We start from the raw sequence: 16,803 nt of genomic DNA on the forward strand, positions 1-16,803 counted from the left end.
AAAAAATAGCGATAATTTTTTTTTATCCCACCAGAAAAGATCATCAGGACGTTTTTGCCAGGCTACAGTCCGTACGGGCTGGAGGCAGTTATCCACTATTCCTGTGGATAACCTTGTGTATTAGAGTTAGAAAACACAAGGTAAGCGAGAGAAGACGCGGCCTGCGACTAAATTGATGCGAAAGACGGCTTGAGATAATAATCATTAAATTACAGTGTGTTAGATAAATGCAATGGCTGTCGCAGAAGTGTCATGTGTTGCCACAAAACTTTCATCGGGTAGCTTGACAAATGTTAAAAAAGTCATTGGTTTGGGGATAACACATTTTTGCTGGTGTTTTATCTTGCCTGCGGACAAATTTTAGCCTGTAGTCACGGCCATTTTGCTGGCGTAACAGAAATATTCTGGCGCGTTACTGTTTTTTCATCCAGTATATTTTACTGGCAAAATATACTGCTGCGAGTAAAATTACACACCTGCCCGCCCATTGCTTCAGGTAGCTGCTCATGAGTAAACCGTTCAAACTAAATTCCGCTTTTAAACCCTCTGGCGATCAGCCTGAGGCGATACGTCGCCTGGAAGAAGGTCTGGAGGATGGTCTGGCGCATCAGACGTTGCTGGGGGTGACGGGGTCGGGGAAAACATTCACCATCGCGAACGTGATTGCGGACCTACAGCGCCCTACCATGGTGCTGGCCCCCAATAAGACGCTTGCCGCGCAGTTGTACGGTGAGATGAAAGAGTTCTTCCCGGATAACGCGGTGGAGTATTTCGTCTCCTACTACGACTATTATCAGCCGGAAGCCTATGTGCCAAGTTCTGACACCTTCATCGAGAAGGATGCTTCGGTTAACGAACACATTGAGCAGATGCGTCTGTCAGCAACCAAAGCGTTGCTTGAGCGACGGGATGTCGTCGTCGTGGCGTCGGTTTCCGCGATTTATGGTCTGGGTGACCCGGATCTATACCTGAAAATGATGCTGCACCTGACGGTGGGGATGATTATCGACCAGCGCGCGATCCTGCGTCGTCTGGCGGAGCTACAATATACCCGTAACGATCAGGCATTCCAGCGCGGGACCTTCCGCGTGCGCGGTGAAGTGATCGACATATTCCCGGCGGAATCTGACGACATCGCGTTGCGCGTGGAACTGTTTGATGAAGAGGTCGAACGTTTGTCGCTGTTTGACCCGCTTACCGGACAGGTCGAATCCACTATTTCGCGCTTTACCATCTATCCCAAAACGCACTACGTGACGCCGCGCGAACGTATTGTTCAGGCGATGGAAGAAATTAAGGTTGAGCTGGCAGAGCGGCGAAAAGTCCTGTTGGCAAATAACAAACTGCTGGAAGAACAGCGCTTAAGTCAGCGTACCCAGTTCGATCTGGAAATGATGAACGAGCTGGGTTACTGCTCGGGGATTGAAAACTATTCCCGCTATCTGTCCGGGCGTGGTCCGGGTGAGCCACCGCCGACGCTGTTTGATTACCTGCCTGCCGATGGCCTGCTGGTGGTGGATGAATCTCACGTGACTATCCCGCAAATTGGCGGCATGTATCGCGGTGACCGGGCGCGTAAAGAAACCCTGGTCGAATACGGATTCCGTCTGCCGTCTGCGCTGGATAACCGTCCGCTTAAATTTGAAGAGTTTGAAGCGCTGGCCCCGCAAACCATCTACGTTTCGGCGACGCCGGGCAACTATGAGCTGGAGAAATCCGGTGATGATGTGGTCGATCAGGTAGTAAGACCGACCGGCCTGCTGGATCCGGTCATTGAGGTGCGCCCGGTGGCGACGCAGGTTGACGATCTGCTATCTGAGATCCGCACCCGTGCGGCGATTAACGAACGTGTGCTGGTCACCACGCTCACCAAACGGATGGCGGAGGATCTCACCGAGTATCTTGAAGAGCACGGTGAACGGGTGCGTTATCTGCACTCTGACATCGATACCGTGGAACGTATGGAAATCATTCGTGACCTGCGTCTGGGCGAGTTTGACGTGCTGGTGGGTATCAACCTGTTACGTGAAGGTCTGGACATGCCTGAGGTCTCCCTGGTGGCGATTCTGGACGCAGACAAAGAAGGGTTCCTGCGTTCTGAGCGGTCACTTATTCAGACCATTGGTCGTGCGGCGCGTAACATCAACGGTAAGGCGATTCTCTACGGCGATAAAATTACCGCCTCTATGGCTAAAGCGATTGGTGAAACCGAACGTCGCCGTGAGAAGCAGCAGCTCTATAACGAAGAACACGGTATTACGCCGCAGGGGCTCAACAAGAAAGTGGTCGATATTCTGGCGCTGGGTCAGACTATTGCGAAGACCAAAGCGAAAGGCAAAGGGAAGTCACGCGCAGGCGCGAAGTCTGAGGTTGTCGAACTGGATATGACGCCAAAAGCGCTGCAGCAGAAGATTCACGAGCTGGAAGGGCAGATGATGCAACACGCGCAGAATCTCGAATTTGAAGAGGCCGCGACAATCCGTGACCAGTTGCATCAGTTGCGCGAGTTGTTTATTGCGGCATCGTAAGGCGGTGTCGGATGCGGGGTAAACCCTTATCCGACCTACGGGGTAGATAGCGTACGTAGGCCGGATGCCGGAGCAATTCGTTTTGTAGGCCTGATAAGCGCAGCGTATCAGGCAAATCCGTTCAGCCCAGCGCCTGCACTGCTTTCTCCAGCGCACTATGCAATAGCTGGCGGTCATGGCGGTAGGGAATATCGCTGGCTTCCAGCACTTCCTGGATCACAACGCGGTCGGTAACGGCGGAAGCATCCACTTTCGGCCCCACAACCACCGCATCAATCACTTTCTTCCCGACGTACTGTTCAATAATGGCCAGCTTATCGCTAAGCGTCAGGCTCGCTGCTGGCAGGCTTAATTCGCGCCCAAGATTGCCTATATAGACCATCGGAGCCGGTGTGCGACGTAATGCCTGTGACATTTCATCGAGTAACAGAATCGGCATCAGGCTGGTGTAAAAACTGCCGGGGCCTATCAAAATTAAATCCGCTTCAGCGATAGCCTCAACGGCCTCCCGTGTAGTCGGGACTTTTGGCGAAAGCATCAGTTCCTGAGGTGGGACGGTGAGCTGATCGATATTCACTTCGCCATAAACTTCGTGTCCCTGGTCATCAATGGCCATCAGATCCACCGGCAGCTCCGACATCGGAATTAAATGTGCGTCAACTTTCAGCAGGCTACGAATTAAATTGATAGCTTCCAGAGGCCGCACGCTGAGGTGATCGAGCGCCTTTAACATTAGATTTCCGAGATTATGCCCGGAAAGTTCGCCATTACCGCCAAAACGATACTCAAACATAGCGGATGCAACGCTGGGTTGGGTAATTAACTGGTTCAGACAGTTACGCATGTCTCCCCAGGCAATCCCTCCTTCAGAGCGACGAATACGACCTGTCGACCCGCCGTTATCGGTGGTGGTGACGATACCCGTCAGGCGGGAACCTAATGGGGAAAGAGAGGAGAGAACGCGTCCTAATCCATGCCCTCCGCCGAGAGCGACAACGCGGTCCAGATCTGCCAGCGTGCGAGTGCGCATATATTTTCCTGATATCAATTGATCGGCGCTACAGTAACGTAAATAGCGTGTTTTCAGCAATTATCCAGTCGGCATCTGCCGTAATTTTTTTCTGCGATCTACTCCTTTCTGACGACACTCACCTGATGGCAAGATGATGTATATCAATGCAAAACTGTGATTTTTGCTTATTCTGTAGCGAAATTGCACGATCATGTCGCTATATACATATTTATACAGCGAAAGTGTACATGGCAAAAGCGCCATTTACACGCTAGTATCGGCATAACCACAAAGTACTCTTAATAATTTGAGTTGTCGGAAGCCAACGCATCTGCAACTCGAAGTATGATGAGTATAAACACTCTAGCCTCTGCACCTGGGTCAAATGATACGGTGCTTTGGCCGTGACAAGACTTGAAAAAGTTTGTCACCAGGGCGCAGGAAGAAATGACTACGTCTCCCGTATTTGGAAAGGTGTACATGGGCTCTCAACTTACCGATGCTTTCGCACGTAAGTTTTACTACTTACGTTTGTCGATTACCGATGTGTGTAACTTTCGTTGCACCTACTGCCTGCCGGATGGCTATAAGCCCGGCGGTGTCACCAATAACGGCTTTTTAACCGTTGATGAAATTCGCCGTGTCACGCGTGCGTTCGCCAGTCTGGGAACGGAAAAAGTGCGTCTGACGGGGGGCGAACCTTCACTGCGTCGCGACTTCACTGACATTATCGCCGCCGTGCGCGAAAACGACGCCATCCGCCAGATTGCGGTAACCACCAATGGTTATCGTCTGGCGCGCGATGCCGCCGCCTGGCGCGATGCCGGACTTACCGCGCTCAACGTCAGCGTCGACAGCCTCGACGCCCGTCAGTTTCACGCCATTACCGGACAGGACAAGTTTCAGCAGGTGATGGCAGGCATTGATGCTGCCTTTGATGCCGGTTTTGAAAAAGTGAAAGTCAACACCGTGCTGATGCGCGACGTAAACCATCATCAACTGGATACCTTCCTGGCGTGGATCCAACCTCGACCAATCCAACTGCGTTTTATTGAACTGATGGAAACGGGCGAGGGCAGTTCTCTCTTCCGTAAACACCATATTTCCGGACAGGTACTGCGCGATGAGTTGCTGCGTCGCGGCTGGATCCACCAGATCCGACAGCGTAGCGACGGCCCGGCTCAGGTTTTCTGTCATCCTGATTATGTTGGCGAAATTGGTCTGATCATGCCTTATGAGAAAGACTTCTGCGCCACCTGTAATCGTCTGCGCGTTTCCTCTGTCGGCAAGCTTCATCTGTGTTTATTTGGTGAAGGCGGCGTAAGCCTGCGTGATTTGCTGGAAGACGATGCTCAGCAACCGGCGCTGGAAGAACGTATTTCAGCCGCGCTGCTGGAGAAAAAGCAGACCCATTTCCTGCATCAGAACAATACCGGTATTACGCAAAACTTATCTTACATTGGCGGCTGATCGCTAAAAGGAGTTTTTCATGAGTCAGGTAAGCGCTGAATTTATCCCGACACGCATTGCTATTCTTACTGTTTCCAACCGTCGCGGCGAAGAAGATGACACCTCCGGCCATTATCTGCGTGACTCGGCGCAAGAAGCGGGTCATCAGATTGTCGATAAGGCGATTGTCAAAGAGAACCGCTACGCCATCCGCGCCCAGGTTTCTGCCTGGATTGCCAGTGACGATGTACAGGTGGTGCTCATTACCGGTGGCACTGGCTTAACCGAAGGGGACCAGGCGCCGGAAGCGCTGCAACCGCTGTTCGACAGAGAAGTCGAAGGGTTTGGCGAAGTATTCCGTATGCTGTCGTTTGAAGAGATTGGCACCGCGACGCTGCAATCCCGTGCGATTGCCGGGGTGGCGAATAAAACGCTGATTTTTGCCATGCCGGGTTCGACCAAAGCGTGTCGTACTGCCTGGGAAAATATCATTGCGCCGCAGCTTGATGCCCGTACGCGTCCGTGTAATTTCCACCCACATTTGAAGAAATAAGTATGTCGCAACTGACTCATATTAACGCCGCTGGCGAAGCGCATATGGTGGATGTCTCCGCCAAAGCGGAAACCGTACGCGAGGCGCGTGCAGAAGCATTTGTAACCATGCGTAGCGAAACGCTGGCGATGATCATCGACGGCAGTCACCATAAGGGTGATGTTTTCGCCACGGCGCGTATTGCCGGTATTCAGGCTGCCAAACGGACCTGGGATCTTATCCCACTGTGTCACCCACTGATGTTGAGCAAGGTCGAAGTCAATTTGCACGCCGAGCCGGAGCACAACCGCGTGCGCATTGAAACGCTGTGTCGCCTGACCGGTAAAACCGGCGTTGAAATGGAAGCGTTAACGGCAGCCTCCGTGGCGGCGTTGACCATCTACGATATGTGCAAAGCGGTGCAAAAGGATATGGTGATTGGTCCGGTGCGTTTGCTGGCAAAAAGCGGCGGCAAATCGGGTGATTTTAAGGTGGATGCACATGATTAAGGTTCTTTTCTTTGCTCAGGTACGGGAACTGGTGAACACCGATGCGTTAGAAGTTGCCGCCGAGTTTGCAACGGTAGAAGCGCTGCGCAAGCATCTGGCGGCGCAAAGCGATCGCTGGGCGCTGGCACTGGAAGACGGCAAGCTGCTGGCGGCGGTGAATCAGACGCTGGTCAGTTTTGACCATCCTCTTAACGCGGGTGATGAAGTCGCTTTCTTCCCGCCGGTAACCGGAGGCTAAAATGGCTGAAACGCGAATTGTTGTTGGCCATGCGCCGTTCAGCGTCGGGGATGAGTATCCCTGGCTGGCAGAGCGCGATGAAGACGGCGCGGTAGTCACTTTCACCGGTAAAGTGCGCAATCACAATCTCGGTGACAGCGTTAAGGCGTTAACGCTGGAACACTATCCGGGAATGACCGAAAAAGCGCTGGCGGAGATTGTCGACGAAGCGCGTTCGCGCTGGCCGCTGGGTCGGGTGACGGTGATCCATCGCATTGGCGAACTGTGGCCGGGTGACGAAATCGTTTTTGTTGGCGTGACCAGCGCGCATCGCAGCAGCGCGTTTGATGCCGGGCAGTTCATTATGGATTATCTGAAAACCCGCGCGCCGTTCTGGAAGCGCGAGGCCACGCCGGAAGGTGAGCGCTGGGTTGATGCCCGCGACAGTGATAAGCTAGCAGCAAAACGCTGGTAGAGTACAATTGTTGTAGGCTCATACTGATTCAGGAGATTGTCATGGACCGATTCCCACGATCCGATTCTATTGTACAGGCCCGTTCCGGCCTGCAAACGTATATGGCGCAGGTGTACGGCTGGATGACCTGCGGACTGTTGCTGACGGCGTTTATCGCCTGGTATGCGGCAAATACGCCCGCGGTGATGATGTTTGTCTTCTCCAGCAAAATCACCTTCTTTGGCCTGATCATCGCTCAACTGGCGCTGGTGTTTGTTCTGTCCGGCATGGTGCAAAGGCTGAGCGCGGGTATGGCGACCACGCTGTTTATGCTCTATTCGGCATTAACCGGGTTGACGCTATCAAGCATCTTTATTGTCTATACCTACTCGTCTATCGCCAGCACCTTCGTGGTCACTGGCGGGATGTTCGGGATCATGAGTTTGTATGGCTACACCACCAAGCGCGATCTGAGCGGCTTCGGCAATATGCTGTTTATGGCGCTGATCGGTATTGTGCTGGCTTCGCTGGTTAACTTCTGGCTGAAGAGCGAAGCGCTGATGTGGGCGGTGACCTATATCGGGGTGATAGTGTTTGTCGGTCTGACCGCCTATGACACGCAGAAGCTGAAAAATATCGGTGAGCAGATCGACCTGCGAGACAGCTCCAATCTGCGTAAATACGCAATTCTTGGGGCCTTAACGCTGTATCTGGACTTCATCAACCTGTTCCTGATGCTGCTGCGTATTTTCGGCAATCGTCGTTAATTGTCTGTTGCCGGATGGCGCTGCGCTTATCCGGCCTACAGTTGTGTATCGAAAGTAGGCCGGATAAGGCGTTAAGCCGCATCCGGCACTATAAGCACCATCATTTCGCCATCGCCTTCTCGTTCTTTGCCCGTAGCTTTTTCGCCCGACTCTCCAACAGCAAATAACACATCAGCGCCAGCAGTAGCGGAATAAAATAGTACAGCACGCGATACGCGAGCAGGGCAGCAATGATCGTGCCCTGAGACGTATTCTCTCCCGCCAGCAGCGCCATAAAAACCGCCTCCAGCACGCCGATCCCTGCCGGAATATGCACAATAACCCCGGCAATACTGCTCACCAGCAGCACGCCAAGCACGAAGAAATAGTTAATATTCTGACCCAGCAACAACCAGATAATCGCCCCCATAACCATCCAGTTAGTCCCGGATATCGCCATCTGCGCGAGGGCAAATTTCCAGGAGGGGAGCACCAGCTTTTGGCCCTTGATGGTGATGTGACGATGTTTAGCGAAGGTGCAAAACCACAGATAAACAACAATAATCAGCAGCAGCGCTATGCCTAAAATGCGCAATGTGCCTTCATCGATATACCAGTGAGCGGGCAGTTCGACGACGCCGAAGGTGAATATAAAACCGCCCAGCAGAATATAGCCCAGCCAGTTAGTGGTAATGCTCAGCGAAAAAATCCGCGTTATTGTGCCCCCCGGCAACCCGAGACGCGAGTAGAGCCGATATCGCATCCCAATACCGCCCACCCAGGTGCTTAACGTCAGGTTGAACGCGTAACAGATAAACGACACCAACATGACCTGGCGTTTTGCCAGCTTGTGCCCGCAGTAGTAGCGCCCGAGCAGATCATAACAACCGTAAAGTAAATAACTGACGATCACCAACCCCACGGCGCTGAGCAGGGCGATCCGGTTGTAATCGCGAATTACCGTCCACACTTCCTGCCAGTTGACTTTGCTGGCATAAACGACCAGCAACACGATCACCGCAATAAAAAATAACCATGTGAGGATCTTTTTCGCTAACCGCCAGCGTCGGTGATTTTTTGCCATCAGGATTTCCCTCCTGCATCCTCAGTTTGTATACGGTCCTGAGTTTCCAGAGCGGGCTGCGCGGGCGGCTCTACCTCGGCCAGATGCGGGGTATGCGCCGGAAGCCAGCCGACCAGCGCCGGGAAGTGGCGTAAAAAGTGGAAGGCCAACACGCTTTTAGTCAGGTTCCACCAGGTGCGTTTTGGCAGCATGGATTCATCTACCCGCTTGCAGTCCTGCGCAATAATAGGGTTCAGGTTGTCGCGCAGGGTCTGGTTAAACGTGCGGTCATGAATAATCAGATTCGCTTCCAGATTCAGTGACAGGCTCAGCGGATCAAGATTGCTGGAGCCCACCGTCGCCCAGTGATCGTCCATCAGCGCCACTTTGCCATGCAGAGGTTTACGGCGGTATTCGTAGACATGGACGCCACCTTTAACCAGATAGTTATACAGCAGGCGGGCACCCACTTTCACAATCGGCATATCCGGCTCACCCTGCACAATGAGTTTTACCCGAACGCCGCGTCGTGCTGCTTTACGCAGGGCATGCAGCAGGCGATAACCGGGAAAGAAATAGGCATTGGCAATGATCACTTCCCGTCGGGCCTGGGTCAGCATTTTAAGATAATGGCGTTCAATATCATCGCGATGCTCTTCGTTATCGCGCCAGACAAACAGCGCCTGCGCTTCGCCGGGGCGATGATTGTCGATTGCCCGGTGATGACGTCGCCACCAGCGTCGTACGGCGCTTTGCCCGGGCAGGTTTTCCAGTACAAAGTTCAGAATGTCAGCAACGACTGGACCTTCAACGCGCACGGCGTAATCCTGCTTGGCCTCCGGGCCGTAATCCGACATATGTTCAGCGGAGTAATTGATGCCGCCGACAAAGGCAACACGGTCATCAATGACCACTATTTTTCGATGCATACGGCGAAAGAGATTGGTGCGCATTCCAAAAAGACGCGGACGCGGATCGTAGTAGCGGAAAACAACACCGGCTACGGTCAGCTCTTCAACAAAACTGTCGCTCAGATCCGGCGAGCCGTAGCCATCCAGCAGCACCTCTGCTTTGATTCCTCGTCGGGCGGCTTCGAGCAACGCGGCATGCAGCTGTTTTCCTACCGCATCTTCAAACCAGATAAAAGTCTCAAGGATAATTTTTTGCTGTGCCTGCTCAATGGCGTCAAAGACGGCGGGATAGAATTGATCGCCGTTTTCCAGCAGTTGAATTTGATTGCCTTCACGCCAGCCATATTTCATAAATGAATCTCCGCACTCAGGGGGGCATGATCGGACAAATGTCGCCAGTGACGCAGCGCAAGCGTCGTTGGGGTACTGGCATTCGCGTTTTTCACATAGATCCTGTCCAGGCGCAGCAGGGGAAACTGCACCGGAAACGTTCGCGCCGGGCGACCGTGGGCGCGGGTAAAAATCTCGTCAAGGCCAGCTTTGGCTTTCAACGGGCGATTGGCCGTTTGCCGCCAGTCGTTAAAATCTCCAGCAATCACCACGGGCTCCGCGTTGGGCAGGGCGTTAACCCAGTCTGCCAGCATCGAGAGCTGGGCCTGGCGGTGAGCTTCACGTAGGCCGAGATGCACACACATCACATGAATGGGGAGGGAGAGCATTGGCGGTACAATGCGGCAGTAAAGGACTCCGCGCTTTTCACTCGCGCCGACTGACACATCACGATTCTCATAATGCTCAATGGGATACCGCGACAACACCGCATTACCGTGATGTCCTTGCGGGTACACGGCGTTACGCCCGTAGGCGAAGTCGCTCCACATAGTGTCCGCCAGAAATTCGTAGTGCGTGGTGTCCGGCCAGTTTTCCACATGCAGTGGATGCACCTCGTGTGCGCCCATTACCTCTTGTAGGCACACAATGTCCGCACCGACCGTTCTGACGGCTTCTCGCAGCTCAGGCAAAATAAAACGCCGATTGAAGGCGGTAAACCCTTTATGAGTATTAATGGTGAGCACATTGAATGAAAACCGTTCTGTTTGTCTGGCCATGATTCTCCCGTTGGCGTCACTTTCCTGATTAAAATAGTGTAGTCGTCGTCACAAAAAGATGCGGTGTTGCGGAATTTTCCGTAAAGTCCGGTACTCTGAACAATTAGTCGAAAATCCTTCAGGAGAATAGCCATGAGGTGGCAACAACGTGTTCGTGTCGCAACGGGTCTAAGTTGCTGGCAGATAGTGTTGCATTTACTGGTAGTGGCGTTGCTGGTAATGGGCTGGATGAGCGGCAGACTGGTGCATGTCGGCCTGGGATTGTGCGTCGTGTACGGCGTTACGGTTTTATTGATGCTTGCATTGCAACGTCACCACGAACAGCGCTGGCGCGACGTGGCTGATGTGCTGGAAGAGTTGACCACGACGTGGTATTTCGGTGCCGCCATGATCGTGCTGTGGCTGCTGTCACGCGTGCTGCAAAACAACGTCTTGCTGGCACTGGCGGGGCTGGTCATCCTTGCCGGACCCGCCGTGGTCTCGCTGCTGGCGAAGGACAAAAAGCTACATCACCTTGCGTCTAAACATCGCATACGCCGCTGATCCGGTCGTGGCCGCTATCACTAATAGCGGCCACAAGCTTCCCCAGACAATCTGCAGACTCGCATCTTTCAGGTAAATCTGTTTCGTGATGTCCGTAAAATGGCGGATCGGGTTTATCCACGTCAGATTCTGCAACCAGACCGGCATGTTTTCGACCGGTGAGACATAGCCCGAGAGTAAAATCGCCGGCATCATAAACACAAATACCCCGATAAACGCCTGCTGCTGGGTGGCGCACAGTGACGAAATCAGCAGACCAAAGCCAACCAGCGACAGCCCGTAAATCACCATTGTGAAATAGAACAGCCCCAATGAACCGGCAAACGGAATGTGATAAGCCCAGATACCGATCGCCAGCACAATGGTGGCCTGAAAAGTAGCCACAATTAGCGCGGGCACAGCTTTGCCGATGAAAATCTGCCAGGTGGTAAGCGGGGAAACCAGCAGTTGATCCAGCGTGCCTTGCTCGCGCTCGCGGGCAACCGAGAGTGAAGTAACGATCATTACGCCGATGGTGGTGATCATGGCGATCAGCGACGGAACCACAAACCATTTGTAATCCAGATTCGGGTTATACCAGTTACGCACTACCAGCTCGCTGTTGTTCGGTTTCGGCTTGCCGTCCATCAGCTCCTGCTGATACTCCTTAACGATTTGCTGCAGGTAATTCGCGGCAATTTGCGCGCTGTTGGAGTTACGTCCGTCGAGGATAATCTGCATGGGAGCCTGCTGGAAGGTATCCAGATTACGCGAAAAATTGGCCGGGAAACGCACCAACAGCAGGGCTTTTTGCGTGTCGATGGTGGGCTGGATCTCCTGCGGACTTTTCAACAGAAGAACATGCGTAAAGGCGCTGGCGCGGGCGAAGCGCTGGGTAAGCTCAACCGAATGTTTACCGTTGTCTTCGTTATAGATAGCGATAGTGGCGTTGGTCACTTCCAGCGTTGCCGCGAACGGGAACAGGATAACCTGAATCAGCACCGGTAAAATCAGAATGGCTCGCGTCTGCGGTTCGCGTAATAGCGATTGCAGCTCTTTGCGAATTAATGTCCATAAGCGATGAAACATGCCTGTCCTCTCAGTCCAGTTTGTAGGCCTGATAAGCTAAGCGCATCAGGCATAATGCCGGATGGCGACGTGAACGCCTTATCCGGCCTACGGCTACAATTATCCATACACGAATTTAATCCAGCCGACGTTTGGTTTTAAGCCACGTCAGGCCGATAAACATCACCGCCGAAGCGATTAAAAACAGCACGTTGATAATCAGCACCACCGGAATATTTCCCGCCAGAAACAGGCTTTGCAGGGTACTGACGAAATAACGTGCCGGAATAATGTAGGTTACCGCCCGGATAATCGCGGGCATGCTGTCTATCTGGAAGATAAAACCCGACAGCATAATCGAGGGCAGGAAGGCGGCATTCAGCGCAACCTGCGCGGCGTTAAACTGGTTGCGGGTGATGGTGGAAATAAGCAACCCCATGCCGAGCGTACTGAGCAGAAACAGGCTGGTAATGAAAAACAGGATCAGCAACGAGCCACGGTAGGGCACGCCAAGAATAAACACCGACACCAGCATACACAGCAGCATCGCCAGCATGCCCAGAAAGTAATACGGGATCAATTTGCACAGCAGCAGCTCGACGCGGGTGACTTCGGTAGACAGCAGCGCTTCCATGGTGCCGCGCTCCCATTCGCGCGCCACCACTAATGAGGTGAGGATGGCGCCAATGACCGTCATGATGATGGTGACCGCCCCGGGAATAATAAAGTGCTGGCTGATGGCCGCCGGGTTAAACCAGTAGCGGGTTTGCACGTCGATCAAAGGTTTGAACGATTCCCCACGATCTTCTGCCCGCTGTTGCTGCCAGATTTGCCAGATGCCTTCGACATAACCCTGCACAAAGTTGGCGGTATTCGGTTCGCTGCCGTCGGTGATCACCTGGATCGGGGCGACATCGTTAGGTCGCGCCATCTGCTGGGCAAAATCCACTGGGATCACCACCAGACCGCGAATGCGCCCGGCCTGCATTTTCTCAATCAGTTCCTGCCGATTATCGCTGATGGTGGCGTCAATATACGGCGAACCGGTCATGGTATGGGTAAAATCCAGCGCCTCTTCACTCTGCTGTTCGAGCAAAATCCCTACCCGCAGCTTGCTGGAGTCGAGGTTGATCCCATAGCCGAAGATAAACAGCAGCAGCAGCGGGATCACCACAGCAATCAGCCAACTGCTGGGATCGCGGACGATCTGGCGCGTCTCTTTCACGCACAGCGCGCGGACGCGACGCCAGGAGAGAGCGGAGTTACTCATGCGTATGCTCCTTATCCCAGTCATTGATTAGCGTGATGAACGCCTGTTCCATGGTCGGGTCCGGCGTGTCGCTGTCGGCAGCCTGAGCCTTCAGGTCGTCTGGCGTACCGCTGGCAATCAGTTTGCCGCGATACACCAGCCCGATGCGATCGCAGTATTCTGCCTCATCCATAAAGTGGGTGGTCACCATCACCGTGACGCCTTTTTCCACCATGCTATTGATATGCAACCAGAACTCACGACGGGTGAGGGGATCGACCCCGGAAGTGGGTTCATCAAGGAACAGAATGTCGGGTTCATGCATCAGCGAGCAGGCCAGCGCCAGACGCTGCTTAAAGCCCAGCGGCAGTTCGTCGGTGGCGTGGGAAGCGATACTTTTCAGGCCAAATGCCTCGCTCATACGATCGATTTTCTCCTTCTGCGCCCGACCGCGCAGGCCGTAGACGCCGGAGAAAAAGCGCAGATTCTGTTCAACCGTCAGGTTACCGTACAGGGAGAATTTCTGCGCCATATAGCCCAGATGCTGACGCGCTTTGCCGGAGCTGACTTTAAGATCCATATCCAGCACCAGCGCTTTGCCGGAGGTGGGGACCAGCAGGCCGCACATCATTTTAAAGGTGGTGGATTTGCCAGCGCCGTTGGGGCCTAACAGACCAAAAATCTCGCCGCGTTGCACGGCAAAGTCTACGTGGTCGGTAGCGGCAAAATCGCCAAATTTCTTGGTCAGCGCTTTGGCTTCGATCACCGTTTCGCCTGGCGTGCCTTCCACGGTATGCAGGATAGCGCCCAGTGGGGACTCCGATGTTCCGGCTCCGCCGAGTAAATCGATAAAGGCATCTTCGAAGCGGGGGGCTGTTTCGTTGATGGTTATCTCCGGCATGCCGTCAGCGTTTTGGATCTGCTGAGCCGTAGCCTCTTTTTTCAGGATTAAACGGACGGATTTGCCCTGAATCATTCCGTCGCTGACCAGCGGCAGCTTTAACGCGCGTTGCAGCAGTCGGCGGTTGTTTTCCTGTGGACTGCTCATCAGGAAGCTGCGACCTGCCATGGTTTGCGTAAGCTGAGTAGGATCGCCCTGGTATAACAGCTCACCTTCGTTCATCAGCAGCACATCACGGCATTGCTCTGCTTCATCCAGATACGACGTACTCCAGAGGATCAGCATGCCGTCCCCGGCCAGCTCGTGGACCATTTGCCACAGTTCGCGACGGGAAATAGGGTCGACACCCACGCCTGGCTCATCCAGCAGCAACACTTTGGGTTCGCCAACCAGCGTACAGGCAAGCCCGAGCTTCTGCTTCATGCCGCCAGAAAGCTTGCCAGCCAGTCGTCCGGTAAATGGTCCCAGAGAGGTGAATTCCAGGAGTCGGGCAAAGGTTTTTTCTCGCGCTTCACCGGTGACGCTGCGTAAGTCGGCATAGAGATTGAGGTTCTCCATGACGGTTAAATCTTCGTACAGACCAAATTTCTGCGGCATATAGCCCAGCACCGCATGTAGTGCGCTGTCGTCTTTGATGGGGTCAAAACCAATCACCGCAGCACTTCCGGCATCAGGTTTTAATAATCCCGCCAGCATTCGCATCAACGTAGTTTTGCCCGCGCCGTCCGGCCCGACAAGCCCGGTCACGTAGCCCGCATGGACGGTACAGTCGAGCGGGGCGACGGCCGGTTTTTCCATTCCGGCAAAGTTTTTCGTCAGCCCTTTAAGCGTAATGACGGCGTCATTCATGCCGTGCCTCATCGCCAAACTTTATCGTTACCGGCATTCCCTGGCGCAGCGAATCGTCCGCGTCGGTGACGACAATTCGCAGGCGATAAACCAGGTCGGTACGCAGGTCAGGAGTCTCGACCGTTTTCGGGGTAAATTCGGCGGTAGGAGAAACGAAGCCGATTTTGCCGTGATACGGTTTGTCCGGGCGGCCATCGGTATAGAGCAGGATCTCACGTCCTGGCTGCGCCTGGCTCAGATTTCGTTCGTCAACGTAAGCACGAACCCAAACCGGACGCGTGAGCGACAGCGTCAGTACCGTGCCCCCTTCGTTCAGCATGCTGCCGGGTTCAACTGCACGGGTGAGAAGCGTGCCGTCAGACGGCGAGGTCAGCGTGGTGTCATGCAAATTAAGCTCTGCCTGTGCCAGCTCGGCCTGAGCTTGTTCGAGCGTGGCTTTTGCCTGCTCGATGTCCTGCACACGATTACCGCTGCGATATTGCGTGAGTTTATCCTGCGCGGATTTCAGCGAAGCTAACGCCTGATCGCGAGATGAACGGGCGTTTTCCAGATCGTTGGCTGAAATGGTGCGGCTTTTCCACAATCCGACCTGCCGATTGTAAAAGTTCTGCGCGTAATCATAGGCGGCCTGCGCCTGTTTGACTGCCGCCGCGGTTTGCGCGATCTCTTCTTCGCGATACCCTGCCAGCATCAGATCGTATTGTGCCTGTGCGGCAGCTACATTGGCTTTCGCCTGCATCAATGCGTTTTCATACGGTGCGCGGTCCAGTTCACCCAGCACCTGGCCGGCGGTAATCGCATCGCCTTCGTCAACCGCCAGCGAGGCCAGCCTGCCGCCGACACGAAAACTCAGGTTGACGCTACGGATATCGACATTGCCGTATAGCGTCAGGCCGTTATCTTGCCGACTCTGATACCACCACGTTCCACCGGCAATCACGGCAACGAGGGCCGCGATAACCAGCCCGAGAACGACAGGTTTTTTCATGACTCCAGACTCCTTTGCGTTAAACCTTGCAGAATAAGATCGATGTGACAGGTGATCGTTTGGTCAATCAGCGCGGTTTTATCCTCATCAAATTGTGACCAGCCTGTACGCAACAGAATGGTTTCTTTCCCCAGACGAAAAGCCAGCACCTCGCCGAGTATGGCGTGGGTATGCAGAATCATTTGGGTATCATTGGCATCGCCGCCCGTATAGGCGGCAATCAGGCGCGTCAGATGTGTATGCAGCGGATTGATAACCTGGTCGTGCACCAGTTGATAAGCCGCGGTGGGGGAAAGCTGTTCGCGCGAGATAAATTTGCTCAGGTTAACGGTGTCGTCCTGAGTTAACAGCATGATCATATTTTTGCAGGCGCGCAGGATCAGTTCGCGCATCGCGCCACGGTCCGGCTCTGGTTGGGCGAATAAACGCTCGGCCTCTTCAGCGTGCGGGCGAAACTGTGCACCGATAAAATCCGCAATCCACTGGGCGCAGGCGAGATATAAATCCTCTTTTGAGCCAAAATAGTAGGTGATAGCCGCAATGTTTTGCCCGGCCTGTGCAGCGATATCGCGCGTCGTGGCGTGCAGACCATACTCGCCGAATTGCGCCAATGCGGCGGCAATGAGCTGGTTCTTCGCCTGTTCACCTTTGGTTGTCATGGTGGGTGTATTCATGGCACGACTCTGATCTTAATCA

The 16,803-nt window shown here is 53.8% G+C and carries 17 protein-coding genes and 1 riboswitch; of the genes, 8 read left to right on the top strand and 9 right to left on the bottom strand.

The features are described from left to right. Positions 1-506: 506 nt before the first annotated feature. Positions 507-2,528 (top strand): excinuclease ABC subunit UvrB, encoded by a 2,022-nt coding sequence (uvrB, locus tag BZK40_RS11190; RefSeq protein WP_079934640.1) that lies wholly within the window; start codon positions 507-509, stop codon positions 2,526-2,528. Positions 2,529-2,649: 121 nt separating this feature from the next. Here uvrB and yvcK read toward each other — a convergent pair whose 3' ends face one another. Next, positions 2,650-3,558 carry a uridine diphosphate-N-acetylglucosamine-binding protein YvcK gene (gene yvcK, locus BZK40_RS11195; protein WP_003831525.1) on the bottom strand — a complete coding sequence of 303 codons (909 nt, stop codon included), beginning with the start codon at positions 3,556-3,558 and terminating at the stop codon, positions 2,650-2,652. 329 nt (positions 3,559-3,887) lie between these two features. After that, positions 3,888-4,033, top strand: a riboswitch (molybdenum cofactor riboswitch). Between yvcK and moaA the strand changes: the two genes are divergently transcribed. The 6 genes from moaA to BZK40_RS11225 all read left to right on the top strand — a co-directional run bounded on the left by moaA (position 4,021) and on the right by BZK40_RS11225 (position 7,468). Then, positions 4,021-5,010 carry a GTP 3',8-cyclase MoaA gene (gene moaA / locus BZK40_RS11200; RefSeq protein WP_032934386.1) on the top strand — a complete coding sequence of 330 codons (990 nt, stop codon included), beginning with the start codon at positions 4,021-4,023 and terminating at the stop codon, positions 5,008-5,010. It overlaps the preceding riboswitch by 13 nt. A gap of 19 nt (positions 5,011-5,029) precedes the next feature. Then, positions 5,030-5,542, top strand: a complete 513-nt coding sequence (moaB, locus tag BZK40_RS11205; RefSeq protein WP_003035187.1) for a molybdenum cofactor biosynthesis protein B — start codon at positions 5,030-5,032, stop codon at positions 5,540-5,542. Between the two features lie 2 nt (positions 5,543-5,544). Further along, entirely contained in the window at positions 5,545-6,030 is a 486-nt protein-coding gene (moaC, locus tag BZK40_RS11210; RefSeq protein WP_003035188.1) for a cyclic pyranopterin monophosphate synthase MoaC, read from the top strand. Next, positions 6,023-6,268, top strand: coding sequence for a molybdopterin synthase sulfur carrier subunit (moaD, locus tag BZK40_RS11215; RefSeq protein WP_003831530.1), 246 nt, complete (start codon positions 6,023-6,025; stop codon positions 6,266-6,268). Before moaC ends, moaD begins: the two co-directional genes overlap by 8 nt. 1 nt (position 6,269) lies before the next feature. Continuing rightward, complete coding sequence (gene moaE / locus BZK40_RS11220) at positions 6,270-6,722, top strand: molybdopterin synthase catalytic subunit MoaE (protein ID WP_008784190.1); 453 nt, start codon at positions 6,270-6,272, stop codon at positions 6,720-6,722. A 41-nt stretch (positions 6,723-6,763) separates the two neighbouring features. Beyond that, positions 6,764-7,468 (top strand): Bax inhibitor-1/YccA family protein, encoded by a 705-nt coding sequence (locus tag BZK40_RS11225; protein WP_003831536.1) that lies wholly within the window; start codon positions 6,764-6,766, stop codon positions 7,466-7,468. A 100-nt stretch (positions 7,469-7,568) separates the two neighbouring features. Here the strand turns inward: BZK40_RS11225 and BZK40_RS11230 are convergent, their stop codons facing one another. Genes BZK40_RS11230 through BZK40_RS11240 form a run of 3 tightly spaced genes read right to left on the bottom strand, consistent with a single transcriptional unit; the run spans position 7,569 to position 10,530 of the window. Continuing rightward, complete coding sequence (locus tag BZK40_RS11230; RefSeq protein WP_079934641.1) at positions 7,569-8,531, bottom strand: lysylphosphatidylglycerol synthase domain-containing protein; 963 nt, start codon at positions 8,529-8,531, stop codon at positions 7,569-7,571. Next, positions 8,531-9,772 (bottom strand): cardiolipin synthase ClsB, encoded by a 1,242-nt coding sequence (gene clsB / locus BZK40_RS11235; protein ID WP_008784192.1) that lies wholly within the window; start codon positions 9,770-9,772, stop codon positions 8,531-8,533. Before clsB ends, BZK40_RS11230 begins: the two co-directional genes overlap by 1 nt. Then, positions 9,769-10,530, bottom strand: coding sequence for an endonuclease/exonuclease/phosphatase family protein (locus BZK40_RS11240; RefSeq protein WP_079934642.1), 762 nt, complete (start codon positions 10,528-10,530; stop codon positions 9,769-9,771). Before BZK40_RS11240 ends, clsB begins: the two co-directional genes overlap by 4 nt. A 132-nt stretch (positions 10,531-10,662) precedes the next feature. On the opposite strand from BZK40_RS11240, the gene BZK40_RS11245 reads away from it, so the two are divergent. Continuing rightward, the gene (locus tag BZK40_RS11245) at positions 10,663-11,073 is read left to right on the top strand and encodes a YbhQ family protein (protein ID WP_003831542.1); all 411 of its coding nucleotides are present in this window, start codon (positions 10,663-10,665) and stop codon (positions 11,071-11,073) included. On the opposite strand, the gene BZK40_RS11250 is transcribed toward BZK40_RS11245, so the two are convergent. The 5 genes from BZK40_RS11250 to cecR all read right to left on the bottom strand — a co-directional run bounded on the left by BZK40_RS11250 (position 11,035) and on the right by cecR (position 16,781). Beyond that, entirely contained in the window at positions 11,035-12,141 is a 1,107-nt protein-coding gene (locus BZK40_RS11250; RefSeq protein ID WP_008784194.1) for an ABC transporter permease, read from the bottom strand. The genes BZK40_RS11245 and BZK40_RS11250 overlap by 39 nt on opposite strands. Before the next feature lie 115 nt (positions 12,142-12,256). Further along, positions 12,257-13,390: an ABC transporter permease gene (locus tag BZK40_RS11255; protein WP_003831545.1), complete on the bottom strand. Its 1,134-nt coding sequence runs from the start codon at positions 13,388-13,390 to the stop codon at positions 12,257-12,259. Then, positions 13,383-15,119: an ATP-binding cassette domain-containing protein gene (locus tag BZK40_RS11260; protein WP_003831546.1), complete on the bottom strand. Its 1,737-nt coding sequence runs from the start codon at positions 15,117-15,119 to the stop codon at positions 13,383-13,385. Before BZK40_RS11260 ends, BZK40_RS11255 begins: the two co-directional genes overlap by 8 nt. Further along, complete coding sequence (gene hlyD / locus BZK40_RS11265) at positions 15,112-16,107, bottom strand: secretion protein HlyD (RefSeq protein WP_003831548.1); 996 nt, start codon at positions 16,105-16,107, stop codon at positions 15,112-15,114. The genes BZK40_RS11260 and hlyD overlap by 8 nt, the downstream gene beginning before the upstream one ends. Beyond that, positions 16,104-16,781, bottom strand: a complete 678-nt coding sequence (gene cecR / locus BZK40_RS11270) for a transcriptional regulator CecR (protein WP_003831550.1) — start codon at positions 16,779-16,781, stop codon at positions 16,104-16,106. Before cecR ends, hlyD begins: the two co-directional genes overlap by 4 nt. Positions 16,782-16,803: the final 22 nt, after the last annotated feature.

Source organism: Citrobacter portucalensis, assembly GCF_002042885.1.
GTDB lineage: Bacteria > Pseudomonadota > Gammaproteobacteria > Enterobacterales > Enterobacteriaceae > Citrobacter > Citrobacter portucalensis.

Coding starts and splice junctions, on each gene's coding strand:
- BZK40_RS11230 (WP_079934641.1), bottom strand. CDS start 8,531: ATGGCAAAAAATCACCGACGCTGGCGGTTAGCGAAAAAGATCCTCACA.
- yvcK (WP_003831525.1), bottom strand. CDS start 3,558: ATGCGCACTCGCACGCTGGCAGATCTGGACCGCGTTGTCGCTCTCGGC.
- moaB (WP_003035187.1), top strand. CDS start 5,030: ATGAGTCAGGTAAGCGCTGAATTTATCCCGACACGCATTGCTATTCTT.
- BZK40_RS11245 (WP_003831542.1), top strand. CDS start 10,663: ATGAGGTGGCAACAACGTGTTCGTGTCGCAACGGGTCTAAGTTGCTGG.
- cecR (WP_003831550.1), bottom strand. CDS start 16,781: ATGAATACACCCACCATGACAACCAAAGGTGAACAGGCGAAGAACCAG.
- uvrB (WP_079934640.1), top strand. CDS start 507: ATGAGTAAACCGTTCAAACTAAATTCCGCTTTTAAACCCTCTGGCGAT.
- BZK40_RS11260 (WP_003831546.1), bottom strand. CDS start 15,119: ATGAATGACGCCGTCATTACGCTTAAAGGGCTGACGAAAAACTTTGCC.
- hlyD (WP_003831548.1), bottom strand. CDS start 16,107: ATGAAAAAACCTGTCGTTCTCGGGCTGGTTATCGCGGCCCTCGTTGCC.
- moaC (WP_003035188.1), top strand. CDS start 5,545: ATGTCGCAACTGACTCATATTAACGCCGCTGGCGAAGCGCATATGGTG.
- BZK40_RS11225 (WP_003831536.1), top strand. CDS start 6,764: ATGGACCGATTCCCACGATCCGATTCTATTGTACAGGCCCGTTCCGGC.
- BZK40_RS11250 (WP_008784194.1), bottom strand. CDS start 12,141: ATGTTTCATCGCTTATGGACATTAATTCGCAAAGAGCTGCAATCGCTA.
- clsB (WP_008784192.1), bottom strand. CDS start 9,772: ATGAAATATGGCTGGCGTGAAGGCAATCAAATTCAACTGCTGGAAAAC.
- BZK40_RS11240 (WP_079934642.1), bottom strand. CDS start 10,530: ATGGCCAGACAAACAGAACGGTTTTCATTCAATGTGCTCACCATTAAT.
- moaA (WP_032934386.1), top strand. CDS start 4,021: ATGGGCTCTCAACTTACCGATGCTTTCGCACGTAAGTTTTACTACTTA.
- moaD (WP_003831530.1), top strand. CDS start 6,023: ATGATTAAGGTTCTTTTCTTTGCTCAGGTACGGGAACTGGTGAACACC.
- moaE (WP_008784190.1), top strand. CDS start 6,270: ATGGCTGAAACGCGAATTGTTGTTGGCCATGCGCCGTTCAGCGTCGGG.
- BZK40_RS11255 (WP_003831545.1), bottom strand. CDS start 13,390: ATGAGTAACTCCGCTCTCTCCTGGCGTCGCGTCCGCGCGCTGTGCGTG.